19 protein-coding genes are annotated in these 21,081 nt (G+C 73.2%); 8 read left to right on the forward strand and 11 right to left on the reverse strand.

The window, feature by feature from the left end:
• Positions 1 to 6: 6 nt before the first annotated feature.
• Both G7072_RS16435 and clpB read right to left on the reverse strand, forming a co-directional pair.
• Positions 7 to 984, reverse strand: coding sequence for a class E sortase (locus G7072_RS16435; protein WP_240917001.1), 978 nt, complete (start codon positions 982 to 984; stop codon positions 7 to 9).
• A 161-nt stretch (positions 985 to 1,145) separates the two neighbouring features.
• Positions 1,146 to 3,743 (reverse strand): ATP-dependent chaperone ClpB, encoded by a 2,598-nt coding sequence (gene clpB, locus G7072_RS16440; protein ID WP_166088274.1) that lies wholly within the window; start codon positions 3,741 to 3,743, stop codon positions 1,146 to 1,148.
• Positions 3,744 to 3,951: 208 nt separating this feature from the next.
• Here clpB and G7072_RS16445 point away from each other — a divergent pair, with 208 nt between their 5' ends.
• Complete coding sequence (locus tag G7072_RS16445) at positions 3,952 to 6,105, forward strand: ATP-binding protein (RefSeq protein WP_166088276.1); 2,154 nt, start codon at positions 3,952 to 3,954, stop codon at positions 6,103 to 6,105.
• A gap of 39 nt (positions 6,106 to 6,144) precedes the next feature.
• On the opposite strand, the gene G7072_RS16450 is transcribed toward G7072_RS16445, so the two are convergent.
• The 5 genes from G7072_RS16450 to dnaK all read right to left on the reverse strand — a co-directional run bounded on the left by G7072_RS16450 (position 6,145) and on the right by dnaK (position 10,854).
• Positions 6,145 to 6,507 carry a response regulator gene (locus G7072_RS16450; protein WP_166088278.1) on the reverse strand — a complete coding sequence of 121 codons (363 nt, stop codon included), beginning with the start codon at positions 6,505 to 6,507 and terminating at the stop codon, positions 6,145 to 6,147.
• A gap of 98 nt (positions 6,508 to 6,605) precedes the next feature.
• Positions 6,606 to 7,055, reverse strand: coding sequence for a MerR family transcriptional regulator (locus G7072_RS16455; RefSeq protein WP_166088280.1), 450 nt, complete (start codon positions 7,053 to 7,055; stop codon positions 6,606 to 6,608).
• Positions 7,048 to 8,256: a molecular chaperone DnaJ gene (dnaJ, locus tag G7072_RS16460; protein WP_166088282.1), complete on the reverse strand. Its 1,209-nt coding sequence runs from the start codon at positions 8,254 to 8,256 to the stop codon at positions 7,048 to 7,050. Before dnaJ ends, G7072_RS16455 begins: the two co-directional genes overlap by 8 nt.
• Positions 8,257 to 8,317: 61 nt before the next feature.
• Positions 8,318 to 9,010 (reverse strand): nucleotide exchange factor GrpE, encoded by a 693-nt coding sequence (gene grpE, locus G7072_RS16465; protein WP_206063183.1) that lies wholly within the window; start codon positions 9,008 to 9,010, stop codon positions 8,318 to 8,320.
• A complete protein-coding gene (gene dnaK / locus G7072_RS16470; RefSeq protein ID WP_166088284.1) occupies positions 9,007 to 10,854 on the reverse strand; it encodes a molecular chaperone DnaK in 1,848 nt (615 codons plus the stop codon). Before dnaK ends, grpE begins: the two co-directional genes overlap by 4 nt.
• A 185-nt stretch (positions 10,855 to 11,039) precedes the next feature.
• On the opposite strand from dnaK, the gene G7072_RS16475 reads away from it, so the two are divergent.
• Positions 11,040 to 11,489, forward strand: a complete 450-nt coding sequence (locus tag G7072_RS16475) for a pilus assembly protein CpaE (RefSeq protein ID WP_206063184.1) — start codon at positions 11,040 to 11,042, stop codon at positions 11,487 to 11,489.
• Here the strand turns inward: G7072_RS16475 and G7072_RS16480 are convergent.
• Positions 11,470 to 12,024 (reverse strand): flagellar biosynthetic protein FliQ, encoded by a 555-nt coding sequence (locus G7072_RS16480; protein ID WP_166088286.1) that lies wholly within the window; start codon positions 12,022 to 12,024, stop codon positions 11,470 to 11,472. The genes G7072_RS16475 and G7072_RS16480 overlap by 20 nt on opposite strands.
• 44 nt (positions 12,025 to 12,068) lie before the next feature.
• Positions 12,069 to 12,527, reverse strand: a complete 459-nt coding sequence (locus G7072_RS16485; protein ID WP_166088288.1) for a nuclear transport factor 2 family protein — start codon at positions 12,525 to 12,527, stop codon at positions 12,069 to 12,071.
• Between the two features lie 46 nt (positions 12,528 to 12,573).
• Between G7072_RS16485 and G7072_RS16490 the strand changes: the two genes are divergently transcribed.
• The 6 genes from G7072_RS16490 (at position 12,574) to G7072_RS16515 (ending at position 19,017) form a co-directional block, all read left to right on the forward strand.
• Positions 12,574 to 13,452: a TIGR03619 family F420-dependent LLM class oxidoreductase gene (locus G7072_RS16490; RefSeq protein ID WP_166088291.1), complete on the forward strand. Its 879-nt coding sequence runs from the start codon at positions 12,574 to 12,576 to the stop codon at positions 13,450 to 13,452.
• On the forward strand, positions 13,449 to 14,642 hold the full coding sequence (locus G7072_RS16495) for a hypothetical protein (RefSeq protein WP_166088293.1): 1,194 nt from the start codon (positions 13,449 to 13,451) through the stop codon (positions 14,640 to 14,642). The genes G7072_RS16490 and G7072_RS16495 overlap by 4 nt, the downstream gene beginning before the upstream one ends.
• Positions 14,639 to 15,454: an SDR family oxidoreductase gene (locus G7072_RS16500; protein WP_240917002.1), complete on the forward strand. Its 816-nt coding sequence runs from the start codon at positions 14,639 to 14,641 to the stop codon at positions 15,452 to 15,454. The genes G7072_RS16495 and G7072_RS16500 overlap by 4 nt, the downstream gene beginning before the upstream one ends.
• Positions 15,451 to 16,590, forward strand: a complete 1,140-nt coding sequence (locus tag G7072_RS16505) for a sulfotransferase (RefSeq protein ID WP_206063185.1) — start codon at positions 15,451 to 15,453, stop codon at positions 16,588 to 16,590. The genes G7072_RS16500 and G7072_RS16505 overlap by 4 nt, the downstream gene beginning before the upstream one ends.
• Before the next feature lie 104 nt (positions 16,591 to 16,694).
• A complete protein-coding gene (locus G7072_RS16510; protein WP_166088297.1) occupies positions 16,695 to 17,321 on the forward strand; it encodes a hypothetical protein in 627 nt (208 codons plus the stop codon).
• A gap of 259 nt (positions 17,322 to 17,580) precedes the next feature.
• The gene (locus G7072_RS16515) at positions 17,581 to 19,017 is read left to right on the forward strand and encodes an FAD-binding oxidoreductase (RefSeq protein ID WP_166088299.1); all 1,437 of its coding nucleotides are present in this window, start codon (positions 17,581 to 17,583) and stop codon (positions 19,015 to 19,017) included.
• An 18-nt stretch (positions 19,018 to 19,035) separates the two neighbouring features.
• Here the strand turns inward: G7072_RS16515 and G7072_RS16520 are convergent, their stop codons facing one another.
• Both G7072_RS16520 and G7072_RS16525 read right to left on the reverse strand, forming a co-directional pair.
• On the reverse strand, positions 19,036 to 19,527 hold the full coding sequence (locus G7072_RS16520) for a DUF2231 domain-containing protein (RefSeq protein WP_166088301.1): 492 nt from the start codon (positions 19,525 to 19,527) through the stop codon (positions 19,036 to 19,038).
• Positions 19,528 to 19,685: 158 nt separating this feature from the next.
• Entirely contained in the window at positions 19,686 to 21,077 is a 1,392-nt protein-coding gene (locus G7072_RS16525) for a cytochrome P450 (protein ID WP_166088303.1), read from the reverse strand.
• Between the last annotated feature and the right edge of the window lie 4 nt (positions 21,078 to 21,081).

Consider the following 21,081-nt stretch of genomic DNA (forward strand, 5'->3'; position numbering starts at 1 on the left):
GTCGGGTCAGCGGGGCTCGGACGAGACCAGGTGGCCGAAGGCGATCATGCGGGTGTCGGTGTGGAACAGCTCGGCGCAGGTGGTCAGCGTGATGAGCCGGTCCTCGCCGGACGCCGGACCGACACCGCCGTCGGGGTTGCGCGGCTGCGGGTCGACGACCCACACGTTCTCGAAGCCGATGACGAGGTCGTTGGGGTCGGTGTCCATCACGTAGGTGTGGACCGCGTCGCGGGTCGTCACGACCACCTCGTCGCCGGGGCGCAGCTCGGGCATCTTGCGCAACGGCTCGCCGTGGGTGACCCGGTGGGCGGCCAGGGCGTAGTTGCCCCGCTCGCCCGGGGCGGCGGCGCCCTCGAAGTGGCCGAACCCCTCGGCGAGGACGTCGTCACCGACGCCGGTCTGCACCGGCATCACGTAGTCGTCGCCGAAGCGCGGGATCTGGATGAGCGCCTCGGCGGCCCCGACCTCGAGCGGCGCCTGCGGCCCGTCGCCGGCGGCCTGGGCCTCCCAGGCCTCCTCGGTGCGCTGCACCAGCGCCTGCTGGGCCTGGCGGGCGACGAAGTCGGTGCCGTAGTACTGCCAGCCGACCCAGCCCAGCACGCCGAGCCCCGAGGCCACGAGCACGAGCCCGAGGACGGTCCGCAGGCTCGACGGCACCCAGCGGCGACGGCGGCGCGGGGCTCGAGCGGGGTCGTCGCCGCGCGTGGCGTCGTCGGGGCTGTCCGGCACAGGGCGTGGGGAGGCCGGGTCCGCCGCTGACGTCGCTCCGGTCCCGCTCACGGCTCCATCATGCGCGACCCGCGGCAACGGCTCGAAGGGCGCCGCCGCGACCGGCATCGGAGTCGGTACGACGCCCGGCCGCGGCGCCTGGCCGTCCCGACGACGACCCCGACGGCCGAGCAGCAGGCCGACGACGACGACCAGCAGGAACGGCAGCACGGCGGGCAGGGCCGGGAGGGTTCTCGACGACCGGTCACGGGACATGCTCCGATGATGGGCGAGCCGACCGCCCGCCACCGGGGATTCTGCTCATCCGGGCCGCAGGGCGCACGCCCGAACGGGCAGCTCTGCCCTCCCGTGGCCGATCCGGGCCGGCGGGAGGGGGAGCTGCCCGTCCGGACGGTCGTGTGGCGCTCGGCCGGTCCTCAGCCGCCCGTGGGGGCGGTCGACAGCGCGAGCCCGTCGCCCTCGAGGTCGACGCGGACCGTGCTGCCGTCGAGCACCTCGCCCGAGAGCAGCATCCGCGCCAGCGGGTCGCCGATCGCGCTCTGCACGAGCCGCCGCAGCGGGCGCGCGCCGTACGCCGGGTCGTAGCCGGTGCGCCCGAGCCACTCGAGGGCCGCCGGGGTGACGTCGAGGCCGATCCGCCGGACCTGCAGACGCTTCGCCAGCAGCGCCACCTGCAGGTCGACGATGTGGGTCAGCTCGTCGCGGGTCAGCGCGTCGAACATCACGACCTCGTCCAGCCGGTTGAGGAACTCCGGCTTGAAGCTCTGCCGCACCACCGCCATGACCTGCTCGCGCTTGGCCTCGGCGTCGACCGTCGGGTCGACGAGGTACGCCGAGCCGAGGTTCGACGTCAGGATCAGCACCACGTTGCGGAAGTCGACGGTGCGGCCCTGCCCGTCGGTGAGCCGGCCGTCGTCGAGCACCTGGAGCAGGATGTCGAAGACCTCGGGGTGGGCCTTCTCGACCTCGTCGAGCAGCACCACCGCGTAGGGCCGGCGCCGCACCGCCTCGGTCAGCTGGCCGCCCTCCTCGTAGCCCACGTAGCCGGGCGGTGCACCGACGAGGCGCGCCACCGCGTGCTTCTCGGAGTACTCGCTCATGTCGATGCGCACGATCGCCCGGTCGTCGTCGAAGAGGAAGTCGGCCAGCGCCTTGGCCAGCTCGGTCTTGCCGACGCCGGTGGGGCCGAGGAACAGGAACGACCCGGTGGGCCGGTCGGGGTCGGCGATGCCGGCCCGCGACCGGCGTACGGCGTCGGAGACGGCCGTGACCGCGGCCCGCTGGCCGATCAGCCGCTCGCCGATGACGTCCTCCATGCGCAGCAGCTTGGCCGTCTCGCCCTCGAGCAGCCGGCCGGTCGGGATGCCGGTCCAGGCCTCGACGACGTCGGCGATCTCCTCGGGCCCGACCTCCTCGTGCACCATCGGCTCGGCCGCGTCGTCCCCCTCGGACCCGGCGTGCTCGACCTCGGCGATCCGCTTCTCCAGCGCGGGGATCTCGCCGTACTGGATGCGGCTGGCGCCCTCGAGGTCACCCTCGCGCACGAGCCGCTCGTAGGTCGAGCGCAGCTCGTCGCGCTGCTTGCGCAGCTCGCCGGCGCCCTCCAGCCCGGCCTTCTCCCGCTCCCAGCGCAGCTCCATCACGCGGAGCTCCTCCTGCCGGTCGGCGAGGTCGGCGCGCAGCCGCTGCAGCCGGTCCTTGGACGCCTCGTCGGACTCGCGCGCGAGCGCCAGCTCCTCCATCAGCATCCGGTCGACGGCACGCCGCAGCTGGTCGAGCTCGACGGGCGACGACTCGATCTCCATCCGCAGCCGCGAGCCCGCCTCGTCGACGAGGTCGATCGCCTTGTCGGGCAGGTTGCGCCCGGTGATGTAGCGGTCGGACAGCATCGCGGCCGCGACCAGCGCGGCGTCGGTGATCTTGACCCCGTGGTGCGCCTCGTACTTCTCCTGCAGCCCGCGCAGGATGGCCACGGTGTCCTCCACCGAGGGCTCGCCCACGAAGACCTGCTGGAAGCGGCGCTCGAGCGCGGGGTCCTTCTCGATGCGCTCGCGGTACTCGTCGAGCGTGGTGGCGCCGATCATCCGCAGCTCGCCGCGCGCCAGCATCGGCTTGAGCATGTTGCCGGCGTCCATGGCCGAGTCGCCGCCGGCGCCGGCCCCGACAACGGTGTGGAGCTCGTCGATGAAGGTGATGACCTGGCCGGCCGACTCCTTGATCTCGTTGAGCACGGCCTTGAGCCGCTCCTCGAACTCGCCGCGGTACTTCGCGCCGGCGATCATCGCGCTCAGGTCGAGCGACAGCAGCCGACGGCCCTTGAGCGAGTCGGGCACGTCGCCGTCGACGATGCGCTGCGCGAGGCCCTCGACGACGGCGGTCTTGCCGACGCCGGGCTCACCGATGAGCACCGGGTTGTTCTTGGTGCGCCGCGAGAGCACCTGCACGACGCGTCGGATCTCCTCGTCGCGGCCGATGACCGGGTCGATGAGCCCGTCGTTGGCGCGCTGGGTGAGGTCGACGGCGTACTTCTCGAGCGCCTCGTAGGTGCCCTCCGGGTCGGGGCTCGTCACGCGTCCGGGACGGACCTGCGGCAACGCCCCGCGCAGCGCCTCGGGGGTCGCCCCGGCCTCGACCAGCAGGGTGCGGGCGGGCGACTCGACGGTCGCGAGCGCGACGAGGACGTGCTCGGCGGCGGCGTACTCGTCCTTCAGCTCGGCGGCCACCGTCTGGGCGGTGGTGAGCACCTGCAGCACCGCGCGGGCGTACGACGGACCGCTGACCGTCGAGCCCGAGGCGGCCGGGAGCCGTGACACCTGGGCCTTCGTGGCGGCCTCGACCGCGGCGGCGTCGACCCCGGCGCCGGCGAGGAGCGGGCGGGTCAGGTTGTCCGGCTGCGCGAGCAGGGCGGCCAGCAGGTGCACGGCCTCGACCTGGGTGTTGCCGGCGGTGGACGCCCCGGAGATCGCCGCGGCGATGGCCTCCTGGGTGCGGGTGGTGAACTTCGAGCTGTCCATCGGATGTCCTTCGGGTGTGCGTCGTGCGTCGGTGCCTGGAGGGGTCGGGGGCGTCCTGACTCCTCGACCAGTGCAACCCGCCCGAAGTTGAGTCTGTTCCACTCAACCCTCGATTTCCTGCGAAACTCGTGAGCGAGGGCCCGGACGCCCTAGGTTTGGTCCGACAAACGGATCCCGGGAAGGGCTCGTGGGCGAGGCAACGGCGACAGTGACGTGGGTCCGGCGCCTCGGGCGTCACCGGGTCCTCGGGCTCGTCGTGCTCGCGGTGCTGGCCCTCGAGGTCGTCTTCGGCCAGATGGCCGTGCGCTTCGCCCCGCCCGGGAGCTCGGTGGCGGCGTACTGGCCCAACTCCGGCCTCTCCGTCGTCGCGCTGATCCTCAGCTCGCGGCGCTGGCGTCCGGCCACCCTGGGCGGGGTCTTCCTGGTCACCGTGCTCGCGAACCTGCTCGGCGGTCGCGACCTCCAGGTCTCCGCCGGGTTCGCCATGGCCAACGCGGCCGAGGCCGGGCTCGCCTTCTGGCTGCTCGCCCAGGCCCGCGACGAGCCCCCGGTCACCGGTCACGGGTCGCCGGGACCCGCGCTGAGCGCGACCGGCCTCCCGGCCGACCGGCCCGACGACGACCGCCCGCGGCTCGAGTCGGTCGAGGACTTCATCCGGCTCTTCGTCGCCTGCGCCTTCGCGTCCGCCCTCGGGGCCGTGCTCGCGGGCGCCACCATCGGCCTGCTCCAGGACGGCGACGCCCTGGTCACCGGCCGCGCGGTCCTGGCCTCCCACCTCGCCTCCATGCTGCTGATCGTCCCGCTCTCGATGCGGCTGCCGCGGGACCGCGAGCACGCCGCGGGCCCCGCGGAGGTGCTCGTGCAGTGGGCCACCCTCACGCTGGTGGTCGGCGCGGTCTTCTTCGGCACCCAGGGGCTGCCCCTGGTGTTCCTGATCTACCCGATCCTCGTGTGGGGCGCGCTGCGGGCCGAGCCCTGGGTGACGGCGCTGCAGCTGCTGGTGGCCGGCGGCGCCGTGGCGGTGCTGACCACCACGCGGGGCGGTCCCTACCTCGACGCCATCCGGGACGCCGGCCAGCCTCCCGAGCTGGCCGGGACCCTGCTGCAGGCGCACCTGCTCGCCTCCGCGCTGGTCACCCTGCCCCTGGCCCTCATCAAGGCCCAGCGGCTGCTGGCCCTCGCGGAGGTCACCCGCAGCCACGAGGAGCTCGACGCCATCCTCGCCGCCACCACCGCGACCGCGATCGTCGGCATCGGCCTCGACGGGCGGGTGGAGTACGTCAACGTCGGCGCGCAGCACCTCTCCGGCTACCAGGCCTCCGCCCTGCTGGGCCGCGCCCGCGTGGTCGTCACCCCCGGCCCCGAGCCCCTGCTCACGTTCGCCGAGGACGGCACCGGCCCGTCCGGCGAGGCACCGCTGCGCGAGGTCGTCGACCCCGTCCTCGACGCCTCCGACGGCACGGTGGTGCAGGACTGGGGCTTCCTGCGTGCCGACGGCGCCCGGCTGACCGTGTCGGTCGCGCTGAGCCGCCGGTACGCCGCCAACGGCACGCCGGCCGGCTACCTCGCCGTGGCCGAGGACGTGACCGAGCGGCGCCAGCAGGAGCGGGAGGTCAAGGAGGCGCTGGCCTCGGAGAAGCTCGTGGTCGACCGCCTCGCCCAGCTGGACCAGACGAAGAACGACTTCCTCTCCACCGTCAGCCACGAGCTGCGCACCCCGATCACGAGCATCCTGGGCTACTCCCAGCTGCTCATGGGCCAGGACGCCTCGGACCTGCCGGCCATCCAGCGCCAGGTGGTCGGCCGCATCGAGCGCAACGGCCGGCGGCTCATGGGCCTCATCGAGGACATGCTGGCGATGTCGCAGATCGAGGTCGGCAGCTTCGGCTTCACCCGGGTCCCCCTCGACGCGCGCGAGCCGCTGGCCCTGGCGGTCGAGTCGACGCTGCCGCTGCTGCCGGCGCGCGACCTCGCGCTGGAGCAGCGGGTGTCCACCGAGCCGGTGCTGGTGGCCGGCGACGCCGACAAGCTCGAGCGGGCCTTCGAGAACCTGCTCTCCAACGCGGTCAAGTTCTCCAACCCCGGCGAGCAGATCGTCGTGCGGCTCGCCGCCGAGGCCGGGGAGGCGGTGTTCAGCGTGACCGACACCGGCATCGGCATCGAGTCCGAGGACCAGGAGCAGCTCTTCGACCGCTTCTTCCGCGGCAGCGAGGCCCAGACCCAGGCCATCCAGGGCGCGGGGCTCGGGCTGTCGATCGCGGCCACGATCGTCAACGGCCACGACGGCAGCATCGACATCGAGTCGGCTCCCGGCCGGGGCAGCACGTTCACGATCCGGCTGCCGCTGCTCGAGGAGGTCTGAGCGGCCCCGCGGGTGCTGCCCAGGTGATGCAGGTGCCGCTCAGGTGCCGAGGATCGCCTCGACGTGCTCGCGCAGCTCGATGGGCCCGAAGGGCTTGATGATGTAGGTGTCCGCCCCGGCCTCCATGCCGGCCGTGACGTCCGAGGCCTGGGCCCGTGCCGTCATCAAGATGATGGGCAGGTCGGCGAGCTTCTCGTCGGCGCGGATCGCGCGGCAGACCTCGAGCCCGCTCATCCCGGGCATCGTGATGTCGAGCAGCAGCAGGCGCGGCGTGACGCGGCGGCAGGCGGCGAGGGCCTCCTCGCCGTTCCCGACGGCCGTGACCTCGAGGTCGAGTCCCTCGAGGACGAGCTGCACGAGGTCGCGGATGTCGACGTCGTCCTCTGCCAGAACGACTGTCACGGGTCACCCCCTCATCTCGGCGTCGCGCCACCACGCGCGGGGGGCGCCCCGTCCCCCGGGGAGCCCGGAGCGATGATAGCGGCAAATGCCACGATTCCTCACGGGTTCGACGGACCGCGACGCCAGACGACCACGGAGCGCCCGGGGTCGGTGCCGAGCACCGCGGGCAGGTTGGCCGCGCTCCCCCGGTCGGCTCGCGCCGTCTGCAGGGCGTAGCGCAGCGCGGCCACCTCGTCCTCGCGCTGACGCAGGCGGTCCTGGAGCCCCGCGAGCATCGCCTCGAGCTGGAGGATGCGGCGCACGCCCTCGAGCCCGATGCCGGCCGCGGTCAGCTCCGCGACCTCGCGCAGCAGCTCGATGTCGCGCCAGGAGTAGCGCCGACCGCCGCCCCCGCTCCGACCGGGCGAGACCAGGCCGAGCCGGTCGTAGGTGCGCAACGTCTGCGGGTGCAGACCGGTCAGCTCGGCGGCGACGGAGATGACGTAGACGGGGACGTCCGGCGCCGGCGGGGCGGGCGCAGGACCGCGCCGCCGCTCCCGCTCAGGCATCGCCGCCGCCCCCGGACGAGCCCGTGGGACCGGTGGCCTCGAAGAGCCGGCCGCGCAGGTCCGAGCCCGCGGTCGCCTCCCGGTAGGCCTCGGCCGCGGCACGGACCTCGTCGCTCGGGGAGGCGGGCACCTGCACCTCGACGGTGACCAGCAGGTCGCCCTTGAGGCCGTCGCGGCGCGGCACGCCGCGACCGCGCACCCGGAAGGTGCGGCCGCTGGGCGTCCCCGGCGGCACCTTCACCGTCACGGGGCCGGTGAGCGTCGGCACCTTGACCTCGGCCCCGAGCACGGCCTCGTCGAAGCCGATGGGCACCGTGAGCGTGAGGTTGTCGCCGGTGCGTGCGAAGAGCCGGTGCGGCTGGACGTGGACGACGACGAAGAGGTCGCCGGCGGGACCGCCGTTCTCACCGCGCGCGCCCTTGCCGCGCAGGCGGATCCGCTGGCCGTCCTTGACCCCGGCGGGGATGCGGGCCTGGACCGAGCGGTCCGAGAGCCCCCGTCCCGCGCCCCGGCAGACCGGGCAGGGGTCGTCGACGACCATGCCGCGTCCGCGGCAGGTCGGGCAGGTCTCGTTGAGCGTGAAGGCGCCCCCGGCCGAGGCGGCGCGCATGCCCGCACCCTGGCAGTCGGGGCACATCCGCGGCACGGTGCCGGCCTTGGCGCCGGTGCCGCGGCAGGCCTCGCACGGGGCGTCGGAGGCCAGTCGCAGCGAGACGGTGACGCCGTCGACGGCGTCGGTGAACCCGATCGTGGTGGAGGTCTCGAGGTCGGCCCCGCGTCGCGCCGACGCCCGGGTACGCCGCCCCGTGCCCCGCTGGGCGCCGGCCCGACCGAAGACGTCGCCGAGCACGTCGGAGAAGCCGCCCCCGGCCCCGCCGGCCCCCGCCCCGAACAGGTCGTTGATGTCGAACGGGACGCCGTCGCCGTACCCGCCGCCGGGACCGGGGCTCCACCCTCCGCCGCCGCCGAACATCGACCGGGTCTGGTCGTACTCGGCGCGCTTGGTGGTGTCGCCCACGACGTCGTAGGCCTCGGCCACGGCCTTGAAGCGGTCCTCGGCAGCGGTGTCCCCAGGGTGGGAGTCCGGGTGGTTCTCCCGGGCGAGCTTGCGGTAGGCCTTCTTGATCTCGGCCGCCGGCGCGTCCTTGGCCACACCGAGGACCTGGTAGAAGTCCTTGGTGGCCCAGTCGGCGTTGGTCATCGCTCACCTCCCCGGTCGTCGTCGTGCTGGTTGCTGCTGTCGTGCAGGTCCTCCGTCCCGCTCAGCCCTGCTGCTCGGGAGCGGGCTCGGAGTCCTGCGGCGCGGCCGCCCCGGACGGGTCCGGGTCGACCACGGTCACCATCGCGGGACGCACCACGCGCTCCCCGATGCGGTAGCCCGCCTGCACGATCTTGTCGCACGTGGTCGTGTCGACCTCGCTGGACAGGCCGTGCATGAGGGCCTCGTGCAGCCGGGGGTCGAAGGCGTCGCCCGGCGTGCCGAACTTGTCGAGCCCCTGGCCGGCGACCACCCGCTCGAGCGCCTCGGCGACGGCCTTGAAGCCGCCGCTGAGCTCGCCGTGCTCGCGGGCCCGGTCGACGTCGTCGAGGACGGGCAGCAGGGCGGACAGCACCGTGAAGGTGGCGTTCTGCTTGACCAGCTCGCGGTCGCGGTCGACCCGCCGCTTGTAGTTGAGGAACTCGGCCTGGACCCGCTGCAGGTCGGCGGTCAGCTCCGCCGCGCGGACCTCGGTCTCCGAGGCCGCGGACCCGGGGGCCGTCGCCGCGTCGCCCGCGTCGCCCGCGGCGGCGCCGGTCCCCGGCGCCTCACCGGCCAGCGCCGCGTCGGAGGCGGCACCGTCGGCGACCTCGGGGGCGAGGTCCTCGGCGGCGGCCCCGGGGGCCGACCCCGAGGCCGTCTCGTCGACGGTCTCGGGGTCGAAGGCGACCTGTCCCTCGTCGGGGAACTGGGTCACTTGTTCTCCTCCTCGTCGTCGACGATCTCGGCGTCGACCACGTCGTCGTCGGCGTCACCGGTGCCGGCGTCGCCGGCTCCGGACGCGGCCTGGTCGGCCTCGCCGGCGGCGTACATCGCCGCGCCCATCTTCTGGCTGGACTCGCCGAGCTTGGCGGCCGCCGCGGCGATCTCGTCGCCCGCCGTGTCGGAGGTGTCCTCGAGCGCCTTCTTGAGGGCCTCGATGTCGCCCTGGACCTCGGTCCGGACGTCCTCGGGGATCTTCTCCTCGTTCTCGGAGAGGAACTTCTCGGTCGAGTAGGCCAGGGTCTCGGCCTGGTTGCGGACCTCGACGGTCTCGCGACGCTTGGCGTCCTCCTCGGCGTACTGCTCGGCCTCGCGGACCATGCGGTCGATGTCGTCCTTCGACAGCGCGGAGCCGCCGGTGATCGTCATCTTCTGCTCGCGACCGGTGCCGCGGTCCTTCGCCGAGACCTGCACGATGCCGTTGGCGTCGATGTCGAAGGTGACCTCGATCTGCGGGACGCCGCGGGGTGCCGGCGGCAGCCCGGTCAGCTCGAAGTTGCCGAGCGGCTGGTTCTGCGCCGCCATCTGACGCTCGCCCTGGAAGACCTGGATCATCACCGAGGGCTGGTTGTCGTCGGCGGTGGTGAACACCTCGGACTTCTTGGTCGGGATGGTGGTGTTGCGCTCGATGAGCTTGGTCATCACCCCGCCCTTGGTCTCGATGCCCAGCGACAGCGGGGTCACGTCGAGCAGCAGCACGTCCTTGACCTCGCCCTTGAGGACGCCGGCCTGGAGGGCGGCGCCCACCGCGACGACCTCGTCGGGGTTGACGCCCTTGTTGGGCTCCTTGCCGCCGGTCAGCTCGCGGACGACGTCGGCCACGGCCGGCATGCGGGTCGAGCCGCCGACGAGGACCACGTGGTCGATCTTGGCGACGTCGACGCCCGCGTCCTTGATGACCGAGCGGAACGGCGCCTTGGTGCGCTCGAGCAGGTCGGCGGTCAGCTTCTGGAACTCCGAGCGGCTGAGGCGCTCCTCGAAGTGCAGCGGGCCGTTCTCGCCGTGCGTGATGTAGGGCAGGTGGATGGTGGTCTCGGTCGACGACGAGAGCTCGATCTTCGCCTTCTCCGCGGCCTCCTGGAGGCGCTGCTTGGCGATCTTGTCCTTCGCGAGGTCGACGCCGTTGTTGTCCTTGAACTTCTTGACCATCCACTCGACCAGGCGCAGGTCCCAGTCGTCGCCGCCGAGGTGGTTGTCACCGGAGGTCGCCTTGACCTCGATGACGCCCTCACCGATCTCGAGCAGGGACACGTCGAACGTGCCGCCACCGAGGTCGAAGACGAGGATCATCTGGTCGTCGCCCTTGTCGAGGCCGTAGGCCAGGGCGGCCGCGGTGGGCTCGTTGACGATGCGCGACACCGTCAGGCCCGCGATCTCGCCGGCCTCCTTGGTGGCCTGGCGCTGAGCGTCGGAGAAGTACGCCGGCACGGTGATGACCGCGTCGGTGACCGTCTCGCCCAGGTAGGCCTCCGCGTCGCGCTTGAGCTTCTGCAGCACGAACGCCGAGATCTGCTGGGAGGTGAAGTCCTTGTCGTCGATCTTCTGGGACCAGTCGGTGCCCATGTGACGCTTCACCGAACGGATGGTGCGGTCGACGTTGGTGACGGCCTGCCGCTTGGCGACCTCACCGACGAGGACCTCGCCGTTCTTGGCGAAGGCGACGACGGACGGGGTCGTCCGCGCACCCTCCGCGTTCGCGATGACGGTGGGCTCGCCGCCCTCGAGCACTGCGACGACCGAGTTGGTGGTGCCCAGGTCGATACCGACCGCTCGTGCCATGTGTCCTACCTCCGTGCGTGGGTTCCGTGGTGACGGATGGGGTTCGGGGGGCCCGGGTCCGGGCCTCTCAGCGGGCCCTCGACGGGCCGCTTCCTCGAGTGTGTCAAAAGAGTTGAGTCCGTTCAACTCAACTCCTGTGAGGTGTCCGACAGGGCCCGGTCAGGGTCCGCGGGAATACTGGGGCGGTGATCGACCTCGAGCTCGGCCTCGCCCTCGCCCGGGCCCGGCGCGCCCGCGGGCTCCGCTGGGACCCCCGACCGGGCGACCACTTCGTCGTACCCGACCGCGACCTGGACGACACCGTCTTCGTGGTCAGCGACATGGTCGTGGAGGTCGTGCAGACCGCGGTCGGCCCGGTGCTGGCCTTCAACGGCACCACCGAGTGGGCCCTCGACAGCATCGAGGTCGACGAGGCCGTGTGGCTGCCGCTGGAGCACCAGCTGCGCGAGCAGCTCGGCGAGGACCTCGTGAGCCTGGCGGTGGTCGCCTCGCCGGACCTCGGACCCGAGCAGGCCCCGCCCGGGTACGCCGTGACGGTGCGACGCGGCGCGGACGAGCAGCGCTACCTCGACGTGAGCCCCGAGGCGGCGTACGCCCGGGCGGTGCTGGACGGGCTCAGCCGACCGTCACGGTGACCGTGTTGGAGCCGCGCTCCTCGGCGACGTCGAAGACCCGGAACACCTGCTCGCCGGTGCGGCTGGTCTGGATCCAGGTCTCGAACGATCCCCCGCGCACGCTGGCCGTCACCGGGAAGTCGGTCCAGGTGCCACCCTCCCGGCGCTGGATCTGCAGCGAGGCGCCCTCGCCGTCGACGTAGACGCCGTTGAAGTTGATGCGCTCGCCGGGCGAGACCTGCTGGGGCGCCACGAACAGCGTCACCTTCGCCTTGGTCGGCTCCTTGGTCTGCTCCAGGGGCTCGGTCGAGGACGGGGTCTGGACGCCGGGGATCTTCGGGTCGTCGTCGGCCCCCTTGGTCGCGCGGTACTTCGGGATGAAGAGCGACTGCTCGCTCTCCTGCTCCGCGGCCTCGGTGGACCCGCCGAGGACGTCCTTGAGGGCCACCATCGCGACCCCGCCGATGACGAGGCCGACCACCAGGGCGACCCCGAGCATGGCGGCGACCGCCGTGAGCAGCGTGCGCCCGGGTCGCTCGTCCTCGTACTTCGCCATGGGCCCAGTGTCACCTACCACGCCAGCGGCGGGCCAGCCGGGCGTCACTCACGGGTGTCGCGCCACAGCAGCTCCTCGACCAGCTGCCGGCTGCGCCAGCCCGCCGGGGTGCGCACCAGGGTGTGCACGTAGACGCCGCCGAGGTCCGCGCGCCAGGGGGCCCGGCCCTCGCGGTCGATGAGCAGCGGGTTGGTGAAGTAGGCGCGGACCACGGCGCTGTCGCCGTCGATCTCGACCTGCCGCTGCCCGAGCACGTGCTGCATCCCGGTGAACAGCGGCAGGGTCGCGGCCAGCCAGGCCTTGACCTCCGGGTAGGGCCCGGCGATCCCGCCGGTCGCGGTGTAGTCGACGAGCGCGTCGGGGGTGAAGACGTCGTCCAGCCGGTCCCAGGCGTGCTGGTCGACCGCCATCGTGTACGTCGTGAGCAGGTCGTCGACCGCGAGCCGGTCGAGGAGCAGGCCGAGCCCCTCGCCGTGCTCGCGCGACTCGGTCGAGGGGGTCATGGGGGCGACCCTAGCCCCGAACTGGAACACGTTCTAGTATCGCCGGATGCGGTTCACCTACGCCGAGGCCATGACCGACGCGACCTACTACGTGCCCCTGGCCCAGGCTGCGGAGGCGGCCGGCTACCACTCCATGACGGTCGCCGACAGCCTCGTCTACCCCACGCACAGCGACTCGACGTACCCCTACACCGAGGACGGGAACCGGGAGTTCCTCGAGGGCAAGGAGTTCATCGAGACCCTCACGCTCTGCGCCACCCTCGGCGCGGTCACCACCACGCTGCGTCTCACCCCCTTCGTGCTCAAGCTGCCGATCCGGCCCCCGGTGCTCGTGGCCAAGCAGGCCTCGTCGGTCGCCTACCTGACCGGGAACCGGCTCGGCCTCGGCGTCGGGCTCAGCCCCTGGCAGGAGGACTACTCCGTGATGGGCGTCCCCTGGGAGCGCCGCGGCAGGCGCTTCGACGAGTGCATCGACGTCGTGCGCGGGCTCACCTCGGGCGGCGAGTTCGAGTTCCACGGCGAGTTCTACGACATCCAGCCGGTCACCATGACGCCCGCACCCACCGAGCCGATCCCGATCCTGGTCGGCGGGCACGCCGACGCCGCCCTGCGCCGCGCCGCCGTGCGCGGCGACGGCTGGATGCACGGCGGTGGTCCGCCCGAGGAGCTCGACGCCCTGCTCGACCGGCTCGACGAGGTCCGCCGGGCCGAGGGGGTGGCCGACCGTCCCTTCGAGACCCACGTGATCTCGATGGACGCCTTCAGCGTCGACGGCTGCCGCCGGCTGGAGGACCGCGGGGTCACCGACGTCATCGTCGGGTTCCGCCTGCCCTACGTCGTCGGGCCCGACACCGAGCCGCTGGAGAAGAAGGTCGAGCACCTCGAGCGCTTCGCCGAGGACGTCGTGGCGAAGGTGAACCCGTGACGGCGGCCGGCGGCCCGAGCAGCACCGCCGGCTTCAACGCCGCCGTGACCGAGGCCGAGGCGCTCGTCCGCTCGGCGCCGTTCGTGAAGACCGAGCAGGACCTGACCGAGGGCCTGGACTACCTCGCGGGCTCGATCCGCGCCTCGCTCCAGATGGCGTGGTCCTACCGCCCCGAGCGGCCCTTCCTCGTCAACAGCACCAACCAGCACACCAAGATGGGCCTCGACAACCCCGACACCGTCTACCACCACGCCAACCTGCGCCCCGACGCGACGTACGTCGTGCGCGGGGTGCGCGGCCGGACCGTCGACCTGTCCTTCCAGGTGCTCGGGGGCGACTACACCCCGAGCTCCACCCCGGACGGCTCCACCGCCTTCGACGACCGTGAGCTCACCGTGGCCGCCGACGGCACCTTCGAGCTCAGCCTCGGCCCGGCGGGGTCGCCGCACGCCAGCGCCCACCACGTCGTCCTGCCCGAGTCCGCCGCGATGCTGGCGATCCGCGAGGTGTACGACGACTGGGCCGCGCCGCGCGGGTCGCTCACCCTGCACCGGGCCGACACCCTCGGCACCTCGCCGGCTGCTCCCCCGACCCGGGAGTCGGTCGAGAAGCGCTACGCCGTGGCGGCGAAGATGCTGCTCGGCCGGATCCGGACGTGGTTCGCGTTCCCCGAGTGGTTCTACCTCAACGAGCCGGTGAACACCCTGACCGAGCCGCGCCCGACGCCGGGAGGCCTGGCGTCGCAGTGGTCGTCGGTCGGCCACTACGACCTCGCCGACGACGAGGCCCTGGTGCTCACCGTGCCGCGCGGGACGGCGCCGTACCTCGGCTTCCAGCTCGGCACGGTCTGGTACACCTCGCTCGAGTACGTCGACCACCAGACCTCGCTCAACGGCCAGCAGGCCCAGGTCGACCCCGACGGGATGATCCGCATCGTCGTCAGCGAGCGCGACCCCGGCGTCCACAACTGGGTGGAGCGCCTGGGTCACGACCGCGGCTACCTCCAGTTCCGCTGGCAGCGGCTCGACGGACCGCTGGCCGCGGCCGACGGTCCGACGCTGCAGAAGGTGCCCGTCGACGACCTCGCGGGCGCCCTGCCCCACCACGACCACAACCGGGCGACGCCGGACGAGTGGGCCGCACGCATCGCGGCGCGCCAGCTCGGGGTCGCGGGACGGATGCTGAGTTGAGCGCGCTCGAGACCGACCTGTCCCCACGCTCGTTCGGGCTGCTGCGCGGCCGCGTCGTGGTGGTCGCCGGCTACGGACCCGGCCTGGGAGCCGCGCTCGCGTCCCGCAGCGCCGAGGAGGGCGCCCGGGTCGTCCTCGCCTCGCGGACGCAGCACAAGCTCGACGACGCCGTCGAGCGGCTGCGCGAGGCGGGCCACGAGGCGCTGGCGGTCGCCACCGACGTCGAGAGCGACGAGGCGTGCCGCGATCTTGTCGACCGGACACGATCTGCCTTCGGCCGCGTGGACGTGCTGTTCGCCAACGCCTTCCGGATGCCCCCGATGGACCCGCTCACCCAGGTCGACCACCGCAGGATCAGCCGCGCGATGGACGTCAACGTGATGGCGCCGCTGCGGCTGGCCTCGGTCTTCGCCGACTCCCTGGCGGAGGCGCACGGCAACATCGTGATGGTCAACTCCGGCGTGCTCTGGCAGTCGCAGCCCGAGTTCGCGGCGTACAAGCTGACCAAGGGCGCGATGCTGCACATGGCGCAGTCGCTGGCCACCGAGCTCGGCCCGCGCGGCATCCGGGTCAACTCGCTGGCGCCGAGCTACATCTACGAGGACGTGAACAAGGCCTACTTCGACTGGCTCGCGGCCGAGCGCGGCGTCACCCACGCCGACGTCTACGCCGAGAAGGCCGACCTCAACGACCTCAAGCGGCTCGCCACCGCCGAGCAGATCGCGGACGCGGCGGTCCTGCTGGCCTCCCCGCTGGCCTCCACGATCACCGGCGTGTGCCTCGACGCGAGCTGCGGGGAGTTCCACCGGTGAGCCCGGTCCGCGAGCGGGACTCGGTCGGCAGCCTGGAGGACCTGCACGACGCCGCCACCCGGATGACCGGCCTCGACGACTTCGGGGCCGACGAGCACCTCGAGCCGCTGCAGGTCCTGCTGCACTCCTACGCGCACTCCGCGGGCCTGACCGGCGTCGGCAACACGATGGTGCGCTCGTTCCTGCGCGGGGCGCTGGCGGCCCGCCTGATGTCGGAGGCCGGGTTCGCCCAGCACCCCGGGCACACCGCCGTCCCGGTCGAGCGCCCGGTCTTCGTCACCGGGATCCAGCGCAGCGGCACCACGATGATGCAGCGGCTGCTGCACGCCGACCCCGCCGCGCAGGGCCTGGAGATGTGGCTGACCCAGCTGCCCCAGCCGCGCCCGCCGCGGGAGACCTGGGAGGCCGACCCGGTCTACGCGATGCTGCGCGACGGATTCGAGCAGCACCACGTCGAGAACCCCGAGCTCGCCGGCATCCACTACATGAGCGCCGAGACCGTCGAGGAGTGCTGGCAGCTGCTGCGCCAGTCGCTGACCACCGCGGCGTACCCGGCGCTCGCGCACCTGCCGGAGTACGCCGCCTGGTTGCGCCAGGCCGACTGGGTCCCGGCCTACGCGCGCTACCGGCGCAACCTCCAGCTCATCGGGCTCAACGACCCGGGCCGGCGGTGGGTGCTGAAGAACCCGAGCCACCTCGACGCCCTCGACGCCCTGATGGCGGTCTTCCCCGACGCCCTCGTGGTGCAGACGCACCGCGACCCGGTGACCTGCGTGGGCTCGGCGTGCTCGCTGGCCGCCACCACGACCCGCGGCTGGTCGGAGGTCTTCGTCGGGGAGAGGCTGGGGCGCGACGTCCTCGCCTCGCTGAGCCGCGAGGCCGAGGTCTTCGCCGAGGCTCGCGGCCGCTACGACGCCGCGCAGTTCGTCGACGTGGCGTACGACGACCTCGTCGGCGACCCGGTCGGCACCGTCCGCGGCGTCCACGACGCGTTCGACCTGCCCTGGGACGACGACGTGGCGAGCGCCGTCGCCGAGGAGCACCGCCGCTCCCGCGAGGGCCCCCGCGCCCCCCGGCACCACTACGACCTGGCCGACTACGGCCTCACCGCCGAGCAGGTCCGCGCGGCGTTCTGAGGCGGGGTCAAGCCGGACGCAAGAGAACCTCAAGCACGCTCCACCAGGGTCGACCACGACACCAACGGACCGGCCCCGCAGCCGGACAGACCCAGGAGCACAGCATGAGAGTCACCCGCCCCACCCTCGTCCGCGGCCGACGCGGTCCCGGCCGCGCCGCGGTCACCCGGCTCGCCGTGGTCGGCGCCTGCGCGACCGCCGCGGTCACCAGCACGATGATCGGCCCCTCCGCCTCGGCCCACGACAGCGCCGGGTCGACGAGCGGGTCGACGAGCGCCTCGGCGGCGCACGCCCGCGACGGCGCTCCCCTGGCCGCGCTGAAGAAGTCGCTGTCGCCCTACCGCGACGTCGACCGCGCCCTGGCCGACGGCTTCATCCCGGTCTCGCCCTGCACCGAGTCGCCCGACGGCGGCATGGGCTACCACTACCTCAACCCCGCCCGTGCCATGGCCCCGGTCGACCCGACCAAGCCCGCCATCCTCCTCTACGGACCGACCGCCGACGGTGACCCCGACGGCCGCCGGCTCATCGGGGCCGAGTGGTTCCAGGCCGACGCCGACCAGCAGCTCGGGACCGACGACGACCGCCCCTCCCTGTGGGGCCGGCCGTTCGAGGGCCCGATGCCGGGCCACGACCCGCAGATGCCGGTCCACTACGACCTTCACGTCTGGCTCTTCGACAGCAACCCCGCCGGCGTCTTCGCCAGCTGGAACCCCTCGGTCTCCTGCTGAGCCCGGGTGGGCCCGGGCAGCTCCCGACAGGTCCGAACGGGCCCGGGCGGGTCCGGACCGAGGGCCCGGTCGTCCAGACCTCCGTCCCTGGCCGGTATCACGCGGGGCGTCCAAGACTCCTCAGCATCCGGCACCGCGTCCGGAGCACCCGACGCGCCGATCCATGCCACCTCGTGCCTCACCGGCACACACCCTGCAGCTCCCGACACCGCGCCACGAGCGCGGCCCCGGCCTCCGGGCCCTCACGAAAGGACCTCCCATGACCGACGTGGTCACCACCCCCACCACCCTGGCCCCGCAGCTGCCGCACCAGGCACGACGTACGGCGATCGAGCCCGACGCCGCCGGCGCCCTGGCCGAGCTGCGCGACCTGCTCCCCGGCCGGGTCGTCGGACCCGACGACGCCGCCTGGGTACCCGCCCGGATGGCGTGGGTCGTCAACGTGCCGCAGGAGCCGGCCGCCGTCGTGGCGGTCCGTGACGTCGCCGACGTCGTCACCGCCGTGACCTGCGCGGCCCGCCACGGGCTCAGCGTCTCGGCCCAGCCCGTGGGCCACGGCGCCACCGAGGCGCTGACCGGGACCGTGCTGCTGCGCACCGCCGCGCTGGACGACATCGAGGTCGACGTCGCGAAGCAGGTCGTGCGGGTCGGCGCCGGCGTCAAGTGGGGCGCCGTGCTCGCGGCCGTGGAGCCGACCGGGATGATCGTGCCGGCCGGCAGCAGCCCCGACCCGAGCGTCGTGGGCTTCACGGTCGGCGGCGGTCTCAGCTGGTTCAGCCGGAGCATCGGCAGCGCGGCCGAGAACGTCGAGGCGTTCGAGGTCGTCGACGCCACCGGCACCGCCCGGCGGGTCACCGCCACCTCCGACCCCGACCTGTTCTGGGCGATGTGCGGCGGCGGTGGCGACTTCGCGGTGGTCACCACCATCGAGATGCGCCTGACGCCCGCGCCGCCGGTCGTCGGCGGACGGCTGATGTGGCCGCTCGAGATGGCGCACCCGGTGCTCCACTCCTTCCGCGAAGCGACCGCCGAGGCGCCCGAGGCGCTGACCATGTGGGCCGAGATCTTCCGGTTCCCGCCGATGCCGGAGCTCCCCGAGGAGATCCGCGGCAAGTCCTTCGTCGCGGTGGACCTGACCTACCTCGGCGACGAGGCCGACCTGGGCCCGATCCTCGAGCCGCTGCGTCGCGTGCCGGCCCTCATCCTCGACACGGTCGGCCACGTGCCGCTCGGCCGGCTCGGGGACATCGCCGCCGAGCCGGTGGACCCGATGCCGGCCATGGAGAGCTCCGGCCTGCTCGCCGACCTGGACACGACCACGGTGGACCGGCTGCTGCGCGTGGCGGGTGCCGGTGCGCAGCTCGCGCTCAACGTCGTGCAGATCCGCCACCTCGGCGGCGCGCTGGCCCGCTCGACCCGCGACGACGTGCCCCAGGGAGGACTGAGCGAGAACTACTCGTTCTTCACCCTCGGCGTCCCGGCCGTCCCCGAGCTGGTGCCGGCGATCGAGGCGGGCTTCGCCGCCGTCCGCGAGGCGCTGTCCCCGCAGTCCACCGAGCGCGGTTTCTTCAACTTCCGGGGCTCGAGCAGCGACGCCACGTCCTGCTTCACCCCGGAGGTGGCCGAGCGCCTGCGGGCGGTGAAGGCCGCGGTGGACCCCGCCGGGGTCATCCGCAGCAACCGCCCGACGGCCTGACTCGGCCGTCCGGGCGGGTCAGCCGTCGGTGTCCGCCGACGAGCTGGAGGCGAGGCCGCCCCAGGCGGCCTCGGCGCCCGAGTGGCCGATGAGCACGACCTGGACCAAGGTGCCGACGCAGGCCACGACCCCGGCCACGGCGAGCGCGAGGGCCGTGCCCTTCGACGGGGCTCGCGACGACCTCGCCGAGCGGCGCCCCACGACGGTGAGGGCGACCGCGACGGCGAGCATGCCGAGACACCACCAGATCAGCATCTCCCCGAGCTCGGCGTGCTCCTCGATCAGCTTCGAGCCACCGAGCTGCTCCTCGAAGTTCTCTCCCGAGCTCGTGGAGATCGGCACCAGGACCGTCGACACGACGGCCAGGCCCAGCGGCAGCCACCCGGCCCAGGTCCGGAAGCGCGGCAGCAGCACGGCGAGCAGCAGCACCAGCGCCGTCAGCGGGACGAGCACGACGGTGGCGTGCACGACGAGCGGGTGGACGGGGAGTCCGAAGACGGTCTCGGGCACGACGCCTCCTGGGGTCCGGTCGGGCCGGTGGCCGCGACGCTCCACCCACTCTGGCACCCGCACCCCGAGGACGACCGGTGAGCCGCCTGTGCGTCACCTGTGACTTGCCGGGTGCCGCGTCGACGGCGCGGACGCGACGCTCCGCGTGGGAGGCGGGGTCAGACGGGGGTGACGACGACGCGGGCGCCGCGGTCGGGGACGCTCGTGATGTTGCGGACCCGGGGCCGGTCGGTGTGGCCGGGGACCACGCCCACGTCGTACGTCGTGAGCACCTGGCGCAGCACCTCCACGCCCTCCATGAGCGAGAACCCGGCACCGATGCACCGGCGCACGCCGCCGCCGAACGGGATCCACGTGTTCGGCCGCACCTCCTCGTCGAGGAAGCGCGAGGGCCGGAACTCGTCGGGCTGCGGGAAGTTGTCGGGGTCGGCGTGCGCCAGCAGGATCGACGGCCCGACCGACACCCCGGCCGGCAGCTCGTGGCCGCCGACGACCGCCGGCTTCATGAGGAAGCGCACCACCATCGGGATGATCGGGTGCAGCCGCAGCGACTCCTTCACCACCGCCTCGAGGTGGTCGTCGTCGCCCTCGCGCGCCGCCTGCTGCGCGCGCCGCATCAGCTCGGGGTGCCGTCCGAGCTCGTAGAGCGCCCAGGCCAGGCCCGAGGCGGTCGTCTCGTGACCGGCCAGCAGCAGGGTGACGAGCTGGTCGCGCAGCTCCTCGTCGCTGAGCGGCGCCTCACCCCCGGCGCCGCGCCCGTCCTGAGCCTCACCCTGGCCCACGAGCAGCAGCTGCGAGAGCACGTCGGTGCGCTCGGCCAGGTCGGTCGCAGCACGTCGCTCGGCGATCTCGGCGTAGAGCAGCCGGTCGAGCTCGCGCTGCACCTGCACGACCTTCTTCCACGGCCCGAAGCGCTGCAGGGCGGGATAGCCCCAGCCGAGCAGCACCACCGGCTTGACGTCGACGGTCGCGTTGACCAGCGGGCGGAGCCGGGCCAGCCGCTCCTCGTCGGCCACGCCGAAGACGACGCGCAGGATGACCTCCAGCGTCAGCGCGTTCATCCGCTCGAGGCTGCGCAGCTCCTCGCCGGGCGTCCAGGAGGCGACCTCCTCGCGGGCCAGCTGGGCCACGACCGTCCGGTAGCCCTCCATCGCGGACGGGCGGAAGGCGGGCATCAGCAGCTTGCGGGCCCGCTTGTGCTTCGCCCCGTCGACCAGCAGCAGCGAGTGCGCCCCCATGATCGGCCCGAGCACGGCGTTGCCCTTGCCGGCGTGGAAGACCTCGGGGTCGCTGCCGAAGATCTCCTTGGTGGTGGAGGTGCGGCTGAACAGCACGAGCGGGCGGCCCTCCGGCAGCAGCTTGACGGTCGCGACGTCGCCGTACCGCTTGCGGAGCCACGGCACGAACTGGTGGCGGAAGCGCATCAGCGCGGCCGACTGCACGATCGCCGGTCCTCGGGGACCGCGGGGCAGCCCGCTGCGGGGCACCGGCGCGTGCTTTCGCTGGCCCAGGGTCATGGTCGCCAACCGGTCGTCCGTGGAGCTGCTCATCGTT

Origin of the sequence: Nocardioides sp. HDW12B, assembly GCF_011299595.1 — a bacterium.
Taxonomy (GTDB): domain Bacteria; phylum Actinomycetota; class Actinomycetes; order Propionibacteriales; family Nocardioidaceae; genus Marmoricola_A.